The sequence below is a fragment of the Oceanibacterium hippocampi genome (genome assembly GCF_900172325.1).
GTDB lineage: Bacteria > Pseudomonadota > Alphaproteobacteria > Sneathiellales > Sneathiellaceae > Oceanibacterium > Oceanibacterium hippocampi.
Map to the genome: position 1 here is coordinate 533,662 of NZ_FWFR01000002.1, position 13,660 is coordinate 547,321.

A 13,660-nucleotide genomic window follows, 5' to 3' on the forward strand; every position below is an offset into this window, starting at 1 on the left:
TCCTCCGGATTGCGTGGGCCGTCAGGTAACTTCGACTTGAACTCCGGGTACGCGCAGGTCCGCCGGCACGGCGGCGACTTCAGAATTGGTATTGGCGACCGGCGCAGGTGGTGCGACCGGGGCAACCGGTTCCACGGCAAGGCCGTCGCGCGACCCGCGCGCCGGCATCGTCAGCGGCCCGAGCGTCCCGAGATAGCCGTCAACGCCGGAATCGCGCCGGTAGACGGGAAAATCCACCGCCCGGTCGCGGAAACTCTTCAGCACCTGGCCGAGGCCGTTGGCGCCGGTCTCCCGCTGCCGGCGAACCCGCTCGAGGTCGATCTCCAGCGGGATGATCTCCTCGCCCTCGCCGGCCTGGTAGAGTACCTGCCCGGACGGGTCGACAACCCGCGAGCGGCCGACGCCGCCGGCGCCTAGGCCGTTGATGTCGAAAACGAAGCACTGGAACTGCGCCGCCGTCGCCTGGGCCATGGCAAGCTCGACCTCGCGGTCCGTGGTTCCGGTCAGGACGATGCGGAGCAGCACCTCCGCCCCCATTGAGGTGAGCGTCCGGGTGGTTTCCGGGAACCACATGTCGTAGCAGTTCGAGAGCCCGAAGCGGCCCACACCGGGCACATCGAAGACGCAGAACTCGGTGCCGCCGGAAACGCCCGCCTCATAGGGCAGGAACGGGAACATCTTGCGATAACGGGCGACCACCGTCCCTTGCGGATCGATCACCGAGGCAGTGTTGTAGACCCGGCCGTCGGCCGTCCGCTCGAAGATCGATCCGGGGATGAGCCAGATCCCGTGCCGCGCGGCGGCCTCGGCGAAGCTCTGCTCGGCCGGCGGCGGGAAGCTCTGTGCATGATGATGCAGCGGCCCGAAGGGGGCGAGTTCGCTGAAAATGATCATCTGCACCCAGGGAAAGCGCGCCATGCAGACATTGATCTTGTGGATCATCGCTTCGACGTTCGGACGCGCCGCGTCGACTTGCATCTGGATACCGGCAATCGCGAAGGGAACCATCTCTACTCCCGATGCCGGGCAGCAATCCACCCGGCCGCTGTTGACAGAACGTCCGACCGGCGCACCGGTGAAAACCGCCCTTCCGCCGACGTCGTCATGTCGCCGGACGAAAGGGCACGGTCTTCACGCAGCGACCGTCAGCCTTGACCCGCGCCGGCCCCGACCGGTCGCGTCGCGCCGGCGGCGACACGCCGACGCTGAATGAAGACGATCAGGAGCAGCACAAGGACCGCCGGGATGAACATCAGGTACTTGGAGGGCTGCGAGATCGGCTGCAGGACCTTCAGGACTTCCTGGTCCCAGTCGAGCCCGGCCGCCTGGGCATCGGAATCGAAGGCGACATCGTCGATGAAGATCTTCCCGTCCTCCTCGCGAAGGGTTATCCCGTCGTTCTTGAGCCGCTCGGTTCCGTCGGTCCCCGGACCGAGATGAAGCTGGGCGACGAACTCGATCGGATCGCCGATATCGTTGAGCCCGGCGACCCGGATCCGGAACGGCTCGCCCTCCGGCGCCGCGGCCGCCGCCTCGACGATCTCGCCCGGCGCCCGTTCCGCGAACGGCGGATAGATCATGTCCATCCAGAAGCCCGGCCGGAACAGGGTGAAGGCGATGAGCAGCAGCGCCGCCGATTCCCAGTAGCGGTTGCGGGCCAGGAACCAGCCCTGGGTCGCCGCCGCGAAGAGCAGCATCGCGATCGTGGCGACGATGAAGATCCCGAAGCCGCCGATCCAGCCGACATTGATCAGCAGGAGGTCGGTGTTGAAGATGAACAGGAACGGCAGCGCCGCCGTGCGCAGGCTGTAGAAGAACGCGATCCCGCCGGTCTTGATCGGATCACCGCCCGAGACCGCCGCCGCCGCGAACGAGGCGAGTCCGACCGGTGGCGTCACGTCGGCCATGATGCCGAAGTAGAAAACGAAGAGATGGACCGCGATCAGGGGAACGATCAGGCCGTTCTGCTGGCCGAGCGTGACGATGACCGGGGCCAGCAGGGCCGATACCACGATATAGTTGGCCGTCGTCGGCAGCCCCATCCCGAGGATCAGCGAGAGGATGGCGGTCAGGAACAGGATCGCCATCAGGTTCCCGCCGGAGATCACCTCGACCACCTCGGCCAGCGCCGAACCGACGCCGGTCTGGCTGACCGCGCCGACGATGATGCCGGCGGTCGCCGTGGCGATGCCGATGCCGATCATGTTGCGCGCGCCGGCGATCAGGCCCTCGATCAGTTCGACGCTGCCGCGCTTGATCTGGCCACCCAGATCGCCCTCCTTCCGGAAGAACGCGAAGAGCGGGCGCTGGGTCAGCAGGATGAAGATCATGAAGGCCGAGGCCCAGAAGGCCGACAGGCCGGGCGACAGCCGGTCGATCATCAGCGCCCACACGAGGACGACGACCGGCAGCAGGAAATGCAGCCCGGACTTCACCGTCGGGCCGGGCAGCGGCAGCTTCTGGACGGGCGCGTTCGGATCCTCGAGATGAAGTTCCGGGTAGCGCGAACTGAAAGCGACGAGCCCGACATAGACCGCGACGAGGAGCGCGAAGACGATCCAGCTCGCCGCCTCGCCGAAGGCGGGCCGCATCCAGCCCATGCCGTAATAGACCGCGAAGGAAACGGCGCAGAGGACCAGCACGCCGAACAGGAAGCCGACGACCCGTACGACCCAGGGCTTCGGCTCGACCGGCCGCGGCAGGCCTTCCATGCCCGCCTTCATCGCCTCCAGATGGACGATATAGACGAGCGCGATATAGGAAATCAGGGCCGGGACAAAGGCGTGCTTGACGACCTCGAAATAGGAAATGCCGACATACTCGACCATCAGGAAGGCGGCAGCGCCCATCACCGGCGGCATGATCTGGCCGTTCACCGAGGAGGCCACCTCGACCGCGCCCGCCTTCTCGGCGGAGAAGCCGACCCGTTTCATCAGCGGAATGGTGAAGGTGCCGGTGGTCACCACGTTGGCGATCGAGGAGCCGGAAATCAGCCCGGTCATCGCCGATGAGACGACGGCGGCCTTGGCCGGCCCGCCGCGCATGTGGCCCATCAGCGAGAAGGCGACCTGGATGAAGTAGTTGCCGGCCCCCGCCTTGTCGAGCAAGGCACCGAACAGCACGAACAGGAAGACGAAGCTGGTCGAGACGCCGAGCGCGATGCCGAACACGCCCTCGGTCGTCACCCAGTGATGGTTGATGACCTCGTTCAGCGAGTTGCCCTTGTGGGCGATGATCGACGGCATGTAGGGGCCGAGGAAGGTGTAGACCAGGAACACCGAGGCGACGATCATCAGCGCCGGGCCGAGCGAACGCCGCGTTGCCTCGAGCAGCAGGATTATGCCGATCATGCCGACGACCAGATCCTGGAAGATCGGCGCGCCGGGACGACCCGAAAGATCCCGGTAGAAGATGAACAGGTAAAGCGCACAGAAGGCGCCGACCAGTGCGAGACCCCATTCCCAGGCGGGAATCCGGTTCTTCGGCGAGCCGAGGACGATCGACACCGCGACGGCGCCGACGATCAGTGCCGGGATCCAGACCGGCATCGTCCCTTCCCCGCCGATCCAGAACAGGATGCCGAGCAGGACCGGCACGCCGATGCCGAGGATCAGCTGGAACACCGAGCGCGCCGCCGGGTAGGCGAGGAAGGCGAGCGTCACCGCGAAGGCGAGATGGATCGACCGTGCCTGGGTGTCGTTGAAGACGCCGAAGTCGAAGATGAAGGGCAGCGGCGAGGCGAACCAGAGCTGGAACAGCGACCAGGCGAGTGCCAGGCCCAGTATCGCCTTCGCGGCGAAACCGTCCGGCGAGCGCCCGCCGGTATCGGAGGATGCGACCAGTTCGTCGATCTCTGCCTGGCTCAGACCGCCGTGTCCGGCGCCTTCCTGTTCGACCCGAGATGCCTGCTGTTGGTCTTTTCTTGTCATTGACGCGCCTCCCCGATGCCGGCGGCGTCATCCCGGCCGGCTCGCGCCGGACCTGAGAATGTCACCGGGCGTCCGCCGGTCTTGTTCGATGTACCGGATCCGCGATCGCGGGCCGGCCGGGTCTTCCGACGGCCGGCCCGGATCGGTCATGCATGGTCCGGACTTACATCCAGCCCTTTTCCTTGTAGTAACGGGCCGCACCAGGGTGCAGCGGCGCCGACAGGTTGTTGGTGATCATCTTCGCCGGATCGAGATTGGCGAAAGCCGGATGCAGGCCCTTGAAGCGATCGAAATTGTCGAACACGGCCTTGACGATCTGGTAGATCGTCTCGTCGTCGGTCTTGGTCGAGGACACGAAGGTCGCGCCGACGCCGAAGGTCTGGACGTCCGCGTCGGTGCCCTTGTACATGCCGCCCGGAATGGTCGCGGAGGCGTAATAGGCATTGTCGCCGATCAGCTTGTCGACGGCGGCGCCGGTCACCGGGATCACCTTGGCGTCGCAGGACGTGGTCGCTTCCTGGATCGAGCCGTTCGGATGGCCGACGGTGAAGATGATCGCGTCGACCTTGTTGTCGCACAGCGCCTGGGACTGCTCGGCCGACTTCAGCTCGGAAGCGAGCGCGAAATCATCCATCGTCCAGCCCATGGCCCCCATCAGCACTTCCATGGTGCCGCGCTGCCCGGAGCCGGGATTGCCGACATTGACGCGCTTGCCCTTCAGATCGTCGAACGTGTTGATGCCGGCGTCGGCGCGGGCGACGACCGTGAACGGCTCCGGATGAACCGAAAAGACCGCGCGCAGGTCCGGATTGGCGCCCTGCTCCTCGAATTTCGAGGTGCCGTGGTAGGCGTGATACTGCCAGTCGGACTGGGCCACGCCCATGTCCATGTCACCGGCGCGAATGGCGTTGAGATTGGCCACCGAGCCGCCGGTCGACGGGGCCGTGCACTTGATGTTGTGCTTGGACTGTCCGCGATTCACCAGCTTGCAGATGGACTGACCCACGACGTAGTAGACCCCCGTCTGCCCACCCGTGCCGACGGTGACGAATTTCTCCTCCGCCATCGCACCGGTCGCCCCGGCGAAGAATACCGCGGCGAGCGCCGCACCAGTAATGAATCGCATTTTGCAAGTCTCCCTTCATAGTCGTGTCTCCGACGCCTTCCGCCGATCGACGGAAGATCGTCGCATTTCGCGGGCCGGAACCCGGAACGGGACGCGGCTGCACTTGCCGTTTCCCGGTTCCCATGCGACATCGCGGCAATTGCCTTACCTGTCCGCATGGCTGTATTGCCAATCAGCATAGCACTATCAAAGGTAATGTTGCGAGCGCCCCGATGGCGGTCATTGGGAGTCGCGATAGTTGCGCCGCGGCAATGGTTCTCCCGGCGGCTTTCGCGTAACGTATCCAGCCTGTCGCGTCCCGAGCGGAGATTGAGAGAGATGCCGAGCAATATTTCTGACGACCTGCGTGCGGGCGCGCTTTTCTATCACGCCGAGCCCCGGCCCGGGAAAATCGAGGTCGTCCCGACCAAGCCGCTCGGCAATCAGCGCGATCTGGCGCTCGCCTATTCCCCGGGGGTCGCGGCCGCCTGCGACGCCATCGTGGACGACCCCGCCCAGGCCGCCCGCATGACCGCGCGCGGCAACCTGGTCGCGGTGATATCGAACGGCACCGCCGTCCTCGGGCTCGGCAATATCGGGCCGCTGGCCGCCAAGCCGGTGATGGAGGGCAAGGCGGTCCTGTTCAAGAAATTCGCCGCCATCGACGTCTTCGATATCGAGGTCGACTGTCAGGACGTCGACCTGTTCTGCAACGTCGTCGCGACCCTCGAACCGACCTTCGGCGGGATCAACCTGGAGGACATCAAGGCGCCGGAATGCTTCGAGATCGAGGACCGGCTGAAGAAGCGCATGAAGATCCCGGTCTTCCATGACGACCAGCACGGCACCGCGATCATCGTCGCCGCGGCCGTCCTGAACGGGATGGACGTCGCCGGCAAGAAGCTCTCCGAGGCGAAGATCGTCGCCTCCGGCGCCGGCGCGGCGGCGCTCGCCTGCCTCAACCTGCTGATCTCGCTCGGCGCGAAGCGGGAGAATATCTACGTCACCGATATCGAGGGCGTCGTCTACGAGGGCCGCGAGATACTCATGGACCGCTGGAAGGCCGCCTTCGCGCAGGCCACCGACGCCCGCGTGCTGGCCGACGTCATCCCGGACGCCGATGTCTTTCTCGGGCTTTCCGCCGGCGGTGTCCTGAAACCGGAAATGCTGCAGACGATGGCGCCCAACCCGCTCGTCCTGGCGCTCGCCAACCCGGTCCCGGAAATCATGCCGGACCTTGCCCGCGTGACCCGCCCCGACGTGATGATCTGCACCGGCCGATCGGATTTTCCCAACCAGGTCAACAACGTGCTCTGCTTCCCCTACATGTTCCGGGGCGCCCTCGATGTCGGCGCGACGGCGATCAACGAGGCGATGAAGCACGCCGCCGTCCGCGCCATCGCGGCACTTGCCCACGCGGCGCCGTCCGATATCGCGGCCAAGGCCTACGGCGGCGACGCCAAGCTGTTCGGCCGGGAATCCCTGATTCCCTCTCCGTTCGAGCCGCGCCTGATCCTGGAAATTGCCCCGGCGGTCGCCCGCGCGGCCATGGAAAGCGGCGTCGCGACCCGGCCGATCGAGGATTTCGACGCCTACCGGGACCGCCTGAACCGCTTCGTCTATCGCTCCGGCCTGATCATGAAGCCGATCTTCGCCCAGGCAAAGACCGCGCCGCAGCGGGTCGTCTATGCCGAGGGCGAGGACGAGCGCGTGCTGCGCGCCGCGCAGGTCGCCCTCGAGGAAGGCATCGCGCGGCCGATCCTCATCGGCCGTCCCGAGGTCGTCCAGGCCCGCATCGACCGCTTCGGCCTGTCGATCCGTCCGGGCAACGATTTCGAGGTCGTCAATCCGGAAAGCGATCCGCGCTATCGCGACTATGTCGACACCTACCTGGAAAGCTCCTGGCGCAACGGCGTGACCGCCGACAGGGCGCGTACCATCGTCCGCACGCGGCCGACCGTGATCGCCGCGCTGGCCCTTCAGCGGGGCGACGCGGACGCCATGATCTGCGGCCTCGAAGGGCGCTTCGACCGCCACCTCGACCACATCCGCACGGTGCTCGGCCTCGCCTCCGGGGTGCGGGACTTCTCGACGCTCAGCCTGATCATCCTCGACCGTGGCGCGCTCTTCATCGCCGATACCTATGTCAGCTTCGACCCGAGCGTCGAGGAACTGGCCGAGACGGCGATCCTCGCGGCCGGCCAGGTCAAGCGCTTCGGGATCGTGCCGAAGATCGCGCTGCTCTCCCATTCCGCCTTCGGCAGCGCCAACACGCCGACGGCGATCAAGATGCGGGAAGCCGCCGCGCGCATCCGCGCCGCCGCGCCGGACCTGGAGGTCGAGGGCGAGATGCACGGCGATGCGGCCTTCGACGAGGCCTATCGCGCCCGCTCCTTCCCGCTCTCGCAGCTGACCGGCGAGGCCAACATCCTGATCATGCCGAACCTCGACGCCGCCAATATCTCGTACCAGCTGCTGAAATCGCTCGGCGGCGCGCTACCGGTCGGGCCGATCCTCATCGGCGCCGCCAAGCCGGCCCATATCCTGACCCCGTCGGTGACCGCGCGCGGCGTCGTCAACATGACGGCGCTGGCCGTCGTCGAGGCGCAGCAGGGCACCTCACCGGTCGTCGCCGAGGCCTGAGCCATCGACACCCCGCGAACGCCATGACCCAGCCGAGCCTCTATTTCAACGAGACCCACGACATGCTGCGCCAGCAGCTCCGCCGCTTCGTCCAACGCGAGGTGCTGCCGCACGGCGAGACATGGGAGAAGGACGGCATGGTGCCCCGCGCCGTCCTGCGGCGGATGGGCGAACTCGGCTTTCTCGGGATCCGCCATCCGGAGTCCCATGGCGGGTCCGGCCTCGACACACTCGCCTCGGTCGTGCTGGCGGAGGAACTCGGACGCTCCTCCTTCGGCGGCTTCGCGATCACCGTGCTCGTCCATACCGATATGGCCTCGCCCCACCTCGCCAATGCGGGCATTGCCGAACAGCTCGCCCGCTACATGCCCGACATCGTCGCCGGGAAGGCGATCACCGCGGTCGCGATCACCGAGCCCGACGCCGGTTCGGATGTCGCCGGCATGCGCACGCGGGCCCGCCCGGATGGCGACGACTGGGTGATCGACGGGACCAAGATGTTCATCACCAACGGCGTCCACGCGGACCTCTATTTCGTCGCCGCCCGCACGGATCCGGACGCCCGCGGATCGCGCGGCATCACAATCTTCATCGTCGAGAAGGGCATGGCGGGTTTCCGCGTCGGCCGCGCGCTCGACAAGATGGGCTGGCGCAGTTCGGACACCGCCGAGCTCGTCTTCGAGGGCTGCCGGGTGCCGAAGGCGAACATTCTCGGCGCGGAGAATCGCGGCTTCTATGCGGTCATGCAGAATTTCCAGAACGAGCGCACCGTGCTCGGCGCCCAGGCCCTCGGCGAGGCCGACAAGGCGCTCGAGATGACGCTCGCCTACGTGCGCGAGCGCCGTGCCTTCGGCGCCCCGCTATGGGACAAGCAGGCAATCCGCCAGCGCCTGGCGCTTCGCCAGGCCGAGGTCGCGGCGGCCCGGCAACTCGTCTATCACGCCGCCTGGCTCGATGCCCGGGGCCAGGACTGCGTCAAGGAGGTCTCGATGGTCAAGGCGCTCTGCGGCGAACTGGTCAACCGGGTGATGTACGACTGCCAGCAGTTCCATGGCGGCTTCGGCTACATGCGCGAGGCCGCAATCGAACGCATGGTCCGCGATGCCCGGGTGCAGGCGATCGGCGGCGGCGCCACCGAGGTGATGCTCGAGGAAATCGCCAAGCGGATCTGATTGCGGCGTAGCGCCCTGCCGGGCACGAAAAAGGCCGGTGTCAGAGGGGAGACACCGGCCTTCCGTCGCGACAGACTACGCGTCCTGCGCTACTCACTACATCGTTCTACGCGTCAGACCTCGCGGCCGATCACCCGGTCCAGCGAAAAACGTCCGCCGCCCTGGAACAGCACGGCCAGCGCCATCAGGCCCCAGAACAGCGGCATCTCGAAGCCGGCACTGTTCCACGCATAGCCGTTCGGCAGGTGGATCGTGAAGGCGACCGCCATGAAGACGACCACCGCCGCCGCCACCGGGCGGGTCAGGAGGCCCAGGATCAGCGCGATCCCGCCGAAGAATTCCAGCAGGCCGACGAGTGCGGCGAAGACGATTCCGGGCTCGAAACCGATCGAGGCGAAATACTGCCCGGTCCCTTCGAGACCGTAACCGCCGAACCAGCCGAACAGCTTCTGGGCGCCGTGCGGGATCAGCAGCGCGCCGGTGACAACGCGGACGAGGAGTGGCGCGAGCGGCGCCAGGCCCTGCCAGAGCGGCGCCAGGACCGGCACGATCGGGCGGGGGGCGGACAGGTCGGCAGTACGACTATTCATGATCAATCTCCTTCTGTTCGGTTGCGCGGGCAGCCCGCGAATGCATGTCGGGACGGCGCTCAGGCCGCCATGTCGAAAAGCAGGGCCTCGGCATTGTCGTTCGCCACGAATTCGAGGCTGTCGAGATCGTCGATCGCCGCACCGTCGCCAGCGGCCAGCCGGGTCCCGTTGACCAGCATCTGCCCCGCCGTCGACTGCACCCAGGCGATCCGGCCGGGTCGCAACGAATGACGCAGCGCCTTTCCCGGTTCGGGACGAACCACGTAGAGATCCGCGTCGCGATGGATGGTGACCGATCCGTCCCGCCCGTCCCGGCTGCCAATCAGCCGGATTCCGGGCGTGTCGAGATCGACCGCCTTCTCCTCGTAGCCCGGTGCGAGACCCTTCCGTTCCGGCTCGATCCAGATCTGCAGGAAGTGAACCGCCTCGGTTTCGGAGGCATTGAACTCGCTATGGCGAATCCCGGTGCCCGCGCTCATGCGCTGGATCTGGCCGCGCCGGATGACCGAGCCGCTGCCCAGCGTGTCGCGATGGGCAAGCGCGCCGTTGAGGACAAAGGAGATGATCTCCATGTCGCGGTGGCCATGCTCGCCGAACCCGGCGCCGGGGACGACCTTGTCCTCGTTGATCACGCGAAGCGGGCCATGCCCCATGTGCTGCGGATCGAAATAGCGACCGAACGAGAAGCTGTGCTTCGAGTGCAGCCAGTCCAGACGCTCGACTCCGCGTTCCGCCGCGCTTCTTTTTGCGATCATTGTCCGTCTCCTTGCCTGCCGGCGATTGACCCGCCGGTCGTTCCATGGGCAATAGGTGGGGAAAAGCCTAATGCGGACAATCACGCAAGATAGCACCACACTGTCTCCTCTCGATGTACAATCGGACAAGCGAGGGAATATCGCGACCGCCGGAATGATGCGGGCTTTACACTTTCGTATAGGACAGCGCATACCCTTTAACGAGCGTCCGTCCGAGGAGGCGAGGTCGAATTGAGGGTTCTGATCCTTTGCTACGAGTTCCCGCCGCTTGGTGGAGGGGGCGCGAAAGTCGTCGCGGGCCTGTCGCGACAGCTCGTGCTGGATGGCCACGAAGTCGACATTCTCACGTCGGGCTGGAAGGATCTCCCGCCGAAGGAAACCATCGCGGGCGCCATCGTCCACAGGGTCAGGACGATCCGCGGCCGGGCCGACCGCACGTCGCCCCTGGAGCTTGCCGCCTACGCGATCTCGGTCATCCCCACGCTGCGGCGCCTCCTGCGGGAACGTTCCTATGACGTCTGCAATTGTCACTTCATCTTTCCCGATGGCGTGCTCATACCCCTGATGAAGCGTTGGTCGGACATCCCGATCGTCCTGACCGCGCACGGATCGGATGTGCCGGGCTACAACCCGGAACGCTTCCGCCTCCTGCACGCGGTGCTGGCGCCGCTGTGGAACTGGGTCGTCGACCGCGCCGACCTGATCGTCTGCCCCTCGCCGACGCTTCGACGACTCATCGTTTCGCGACGCCCGAAGGCAAGGACCGTGATCATACCCAACGGATTCGATCCGGCCCGGTTCAAGCCGTCGTCCGAACGTGTCCCGCGCATTCTTGCCGTTTCACGGCTCTTCAGGCGCAAGGGCATCCAGGACCTGATCGAAGCCTTCGCCGGACTCGACACGCCCTACGAACTCGATATCGTCGGTGACGGGCCCAATCGCCAGGCGCTGGAGAAGCAGGCCCGCGCGTCGAAGGCGCCGATCCGGTTCCGCGGGTGGCTCGACAACGACAGTCCCGACCTGAAGGCTCTCTTCGAGACCTCCTCGGTGTTCGCATTGCCGTCGACGGCGGAGAATTTCCCGGTCTCCCTGCTCGAAGCGATGGCGAGCGGGACGGCGATCGTGACGACAAAGGGCACAGGTTGTGCCGATGTGACCGGCGACACCGCCCTTCTCGTCGAACCGGGCGATGTCGACGGGCTGCGCGCGGCGCTTGTCCGCCTGACGACCGACAAGGCCTTGCGCGCCAGGCTCGGCGAGGCGGGCCGGCTTCGCCTGCAACAGAATTTCACCTGGTCCCATGTGGCGGTGCAGTATGTCGATGCCTTTCGCCGGGCGTCGCCCGATCGTCCGCCGTCCGCCGCCTTGTCGCGATGAGCCGCCTGCTGGCCATCCCGGGTCTCAAGATTGCCGTGGGGCTCGGTCTCCTCGCCCTTATCCTGACTCAGATCCCGCTCGACGAACTCGGCCGGAGCCTGATCGGGCTCGATCCCCTCCCGCTCGTGGCCGGGATCGTCGTCGTATTCGCCATGCGCCTTTTCGCCGCCGCCCGCCTGCGGCTGATCCTGCGGCGATTCGATTTTCACGCGTCGGTCGCCAGCATTTTCGCCATCAATCTCCGGACCGCCTATTTCTCCTTCTTCCTGCCCGGCCATCTGGCCGGCGGGGCGGCGAAATGGTACCTCCTGAAGCGACGCGGCACGGGCGGCGCGAACGCCCTTGTCGGGATCGTCTATGACCGACTGAACGAGGTCTCTTCGCTGGTCGCAATCGGCTTCGCCGCCAGCCTGATGATCGGCGACATCCCCGGCGGCGACGCCATCCGGCTTACTTTCGCCGCGCTTTTCGCGGCCATCGTCATCGCCCAGATGGCGATCCTCAACGAACGCTTCCTCGTCCTGTCCAGGGCGCTTGCCGAAAGGATCGGGCTCGTCCGGCTGCCGCTGTTCGCCCGGATCTTCGACAAGCTCGCCGACAGTTCCCGCGCCTTTCACGATCTGCCGATCGGCTGGCGCGCGTGGATCTGGAGCTATGCGCTGCTGGGCCACACCGTCGGCATCGGCTCCTACGCCCTCTTCTCGCATGCCGTCGGCCTCGATCTTGCCATCGTCGACCTCGCCTGGGTGAGAAGCGCGGTCGCGATCGTCGGCCTGTTGCCGCTGACCTTCGCCGGCCTCGGCGTCCGCGAGGGTACGCTGATCGTCCTGCTCGGCGCCTATGGCATCGGCGCGGTCGAGGCGGTCGCCTTTTCCCTCACGCTCTTCCTCCGGCTGGTGGTGGTCAGCGCCGCGGGCGGCCTCCTGCTGGTTTGCGATCTTGCCCGGGAGCGCAACAGCGCCGTCCCGGACAGGTCCGAGTAACCGCGGTGAAGGTCTGCCTGATCTGCGTCGAGTTCTTCGCCTGGGGCAAATACGGCGGCTTCGGCCGCTCGGCCCGTTTCATCGGCAGGAAGCTGGTCGAGAGAGGTATCGAGGTGACCGCCGTCGTGCCGCAGCGGCCGGGACAGGGGCCCGTCGAAGAGGTCGACGGTGTCCGCGTGCTCGCCTATCCGCCGAATGCCCCCTGGCGCGCCGCCGCCCTCTTCCGCGACTGCGATGCCGACATCTATCACTCGCAGGAAGCCTCGCTCGCCTCCTATCTTGCCCAGCATGCGATGCCGGACCGGCGGCACGTCATCACCTTTCGCGATCCCAAGTTTCTCGCCGACTGGCTGATCGAACTCCGCCACCCGTCCCGAAGCCGACTGAAGACCCTTGCCGCCTGGATGTTCGAGCGCAACCCGCTTGTCGGCCGGGCGATCCGGCACGCCGATCGCCTGTTTGCCTGCGCGCCGCACGGGATCGACGCGCTCAACCGCCGGTTCGCCAGCGTCGGGCCGATCGAGTTTCTCGGTTCGCCGATCCGCATCCCGCAACGGCTGCCCACGAAGGCGGAACAGCCGACCGTGCTGTTCGTCGCCCGCTGGGACCGGCGGAAACGGCCACAGCTGTTCTTCGAACTCGCGAAAGTCTTCCCGGAGGTGCAGTTCATTGCCGCCGGCGCCAGCCAGGATGCCGGATGGGACGCCGCGTTGCGGGCCCGGTACGGCAACCTGCCCAATCTCGAACTCACCGGATTCATCGACCAGTTCGAAACCGGGCGTCTCGAAGCGCTCTTTGCGAAGGCGTGGATCTTCGTCAACACCGCCGCGCGGGAAGGCTTGCCGACATCCTTCCTGGAAGCGATGGCGCACGGCTGCGCGCTGTTGAGTTTCGTCGATCCGTCCGGGGTCGCGAGCAAATTCGGCTATCATGCCGGCGAAGACGATTTCGCGGCCGGCGTGAAGACCCTGCTGACCGGCGATGCCTGGCGCGCGCGCGGCGAGGCCGGCCGGGACTACGTGTCGGAGAGGTTCGAGGAAGATCGCGTCATCGATCGCCATCTGGCGATCTATCGCGAACTCCTCGGCGGCCCCTGAAGCGGGAAA

10 protein-coding genes are annotated in these 13,660 nt (G+C 66.3%); 5 read left to right on the forward strand and 5 right to left on the reverse strand.

Annotated elements, in window-relative coordinates; translation table 11 throughout:
- Nucleotides 1–21 precede the first annotated feature (21 nt).
- From OCH7691_RS13450 to OCH7691_RS13460, 3 genes are all read right to left on the reverse strand, one after another.
- Nucleotides 22–1,008, reverse strand: a complete 987-nt coding sequence (locus OCH7691_RS13450; protein ID WP_085884041.1) for a carbon-nitrogen hydrolase family protein — start codon at nucleotides 1,006–1,008, stop codon at nucleotides 22–24.
- Between the two features lie 137 nt (nucleotides 1,009–1,145).
- The gene (locus OCH7691_RS13455; protein ID WP_085884042.1) at nucleotides 1,146–3,929 is read right to left on the reverse strand and encodes a TRAP transporter permease; all 2,784 of its coding nucleotides are present in this window, start codon (nucleotides 3,927–3,929) and stop codon (nucleotides 1,146–1,148) included.
- A gap of 163 nt (nucleotides 3,930–4,092) precedes the next feature.
- Nucleotides 4,093–5,055 carry a TAXI family TRAP transporter solute-binding subunit gene (locus OCH7691_RS13460; protein ID WP_085884044.1) on the reverse strand — a complete coding sequence of 321 codons (963 nt, stop codon included), beginning with the start codon at nucleotides 5,053–5,055 and terminating at the stop codon, nucleotides 4,093–4,095.
- 318 nt (nucleotides 5,056–5,373) lie between these two features.
- Here OCH7691_RS13460 and OCH7691_RS13465 point away from each other — a divergent pair, with 318 nt between their 5' ends.
- Entirely contained in the window at nucleotides 5,374–7,677 is a 2,304-nt protein-coding gene (locus OCH7691_RS13465) for an NADP-dependent malic enzyme (protein WP_085884045.1), read from the forward strand.
- 23 nt (nucleotides 7,678–7,700) lie between these two features.
- Entirely contained in the window at nucleotides 7,701–8,849 is a 1,149-nt protein-coding gene (locus tag OCH7691_RS13470; RefSeq protein ID WP_085884046.1) for an acyl-CoA dehydrogenase family protein, read from the forward strand.
- Between the two features lie 113 nt (nucleotides 8,850–8,962).
- Here the strand turns inward: OCH7691_RS13470 and OCH7691_RS13475 are convergent, their stop codons facing one another.
- Together OCH7691_RS13475 and OCH7691_RS13480 are read right to left on the reverse strand one after the other, a co-directional pair.
- Nucleotides 8,963–9,439, reverse strand: coding sequence for a DoxX family protein (locus OCH7691_RS13475; RefSeq protein WP_085884048.1), 477 nt, complete (start codon nucleotides 9,437–9,439; stop codon nucleotides 8,963–8,965).
- A 59-nt stretch (nucleotides 9,440–9,498) separates the two neighbouring features.
- Nucleotides 9,499–10,194, reverse strand: coding sequence for a pirin family protein (locus OCH7691_RS13480; RefSeq protein WP_085884049.1), 696 nt, complete (start codon nucleotides 10,192–10,194; stop codon nucleotides 9,499–9,501).
- A gap of 231 nt (nucleotides 10,195–10,425) precedes the next feature.
- Between OCH7691_RS13480 and OCH7691_RS13485 the strand changes: the two genes are divergently transcribed.
- From OCH7691_RS13485 to OCH7691_RS13495, 3 genes are read left to right on the forward strand one after another with little or no spacing between them, the layout of a single operon-like run.
- Nucleotides 10,426–11,571 carry a glycosyltransferase family 4 protein gene (locus OCH7691_RS13485; protein WP_085884050.1) on the forward strand — a complete coding sequence of 382 codons (1,146 nt, stop codon included), beginning with the start codon at nucleotides 10,426–10,428 and terminating at the stop codon, nucleotides 11,569–11,571.
- Entirely contained in the window at nucleotides 11,568–12,554 is a 987-nt protein-coding gene (locus OCH7691_RS13490) for a lysylphosphatidylglycerol synthase transmembrane domain-containing protein (RefSeq protein ID WP_085884051.1), read from the forward strand. Before OCH7691_RS13485 ends, OCH7691_RS13490 begins: the two co-directional genes overlap by 4 nt.
- Before the next feature lie 5 nt (nucleotides 12,555–12,559).
- A complete protein-coding gene (locus OCH7691_RS13495) occupies nucleotides 12,560–13,651 on the forward strand; it encodes a glycosyltransferase family 4 protein (protein ID WP_176245052.1) in 1,092 nt (363 codons plus the stop codon).
- The last annotated feature ends 9 nt before the right edge of the window (nucleotides 13,652–13,660 follow it).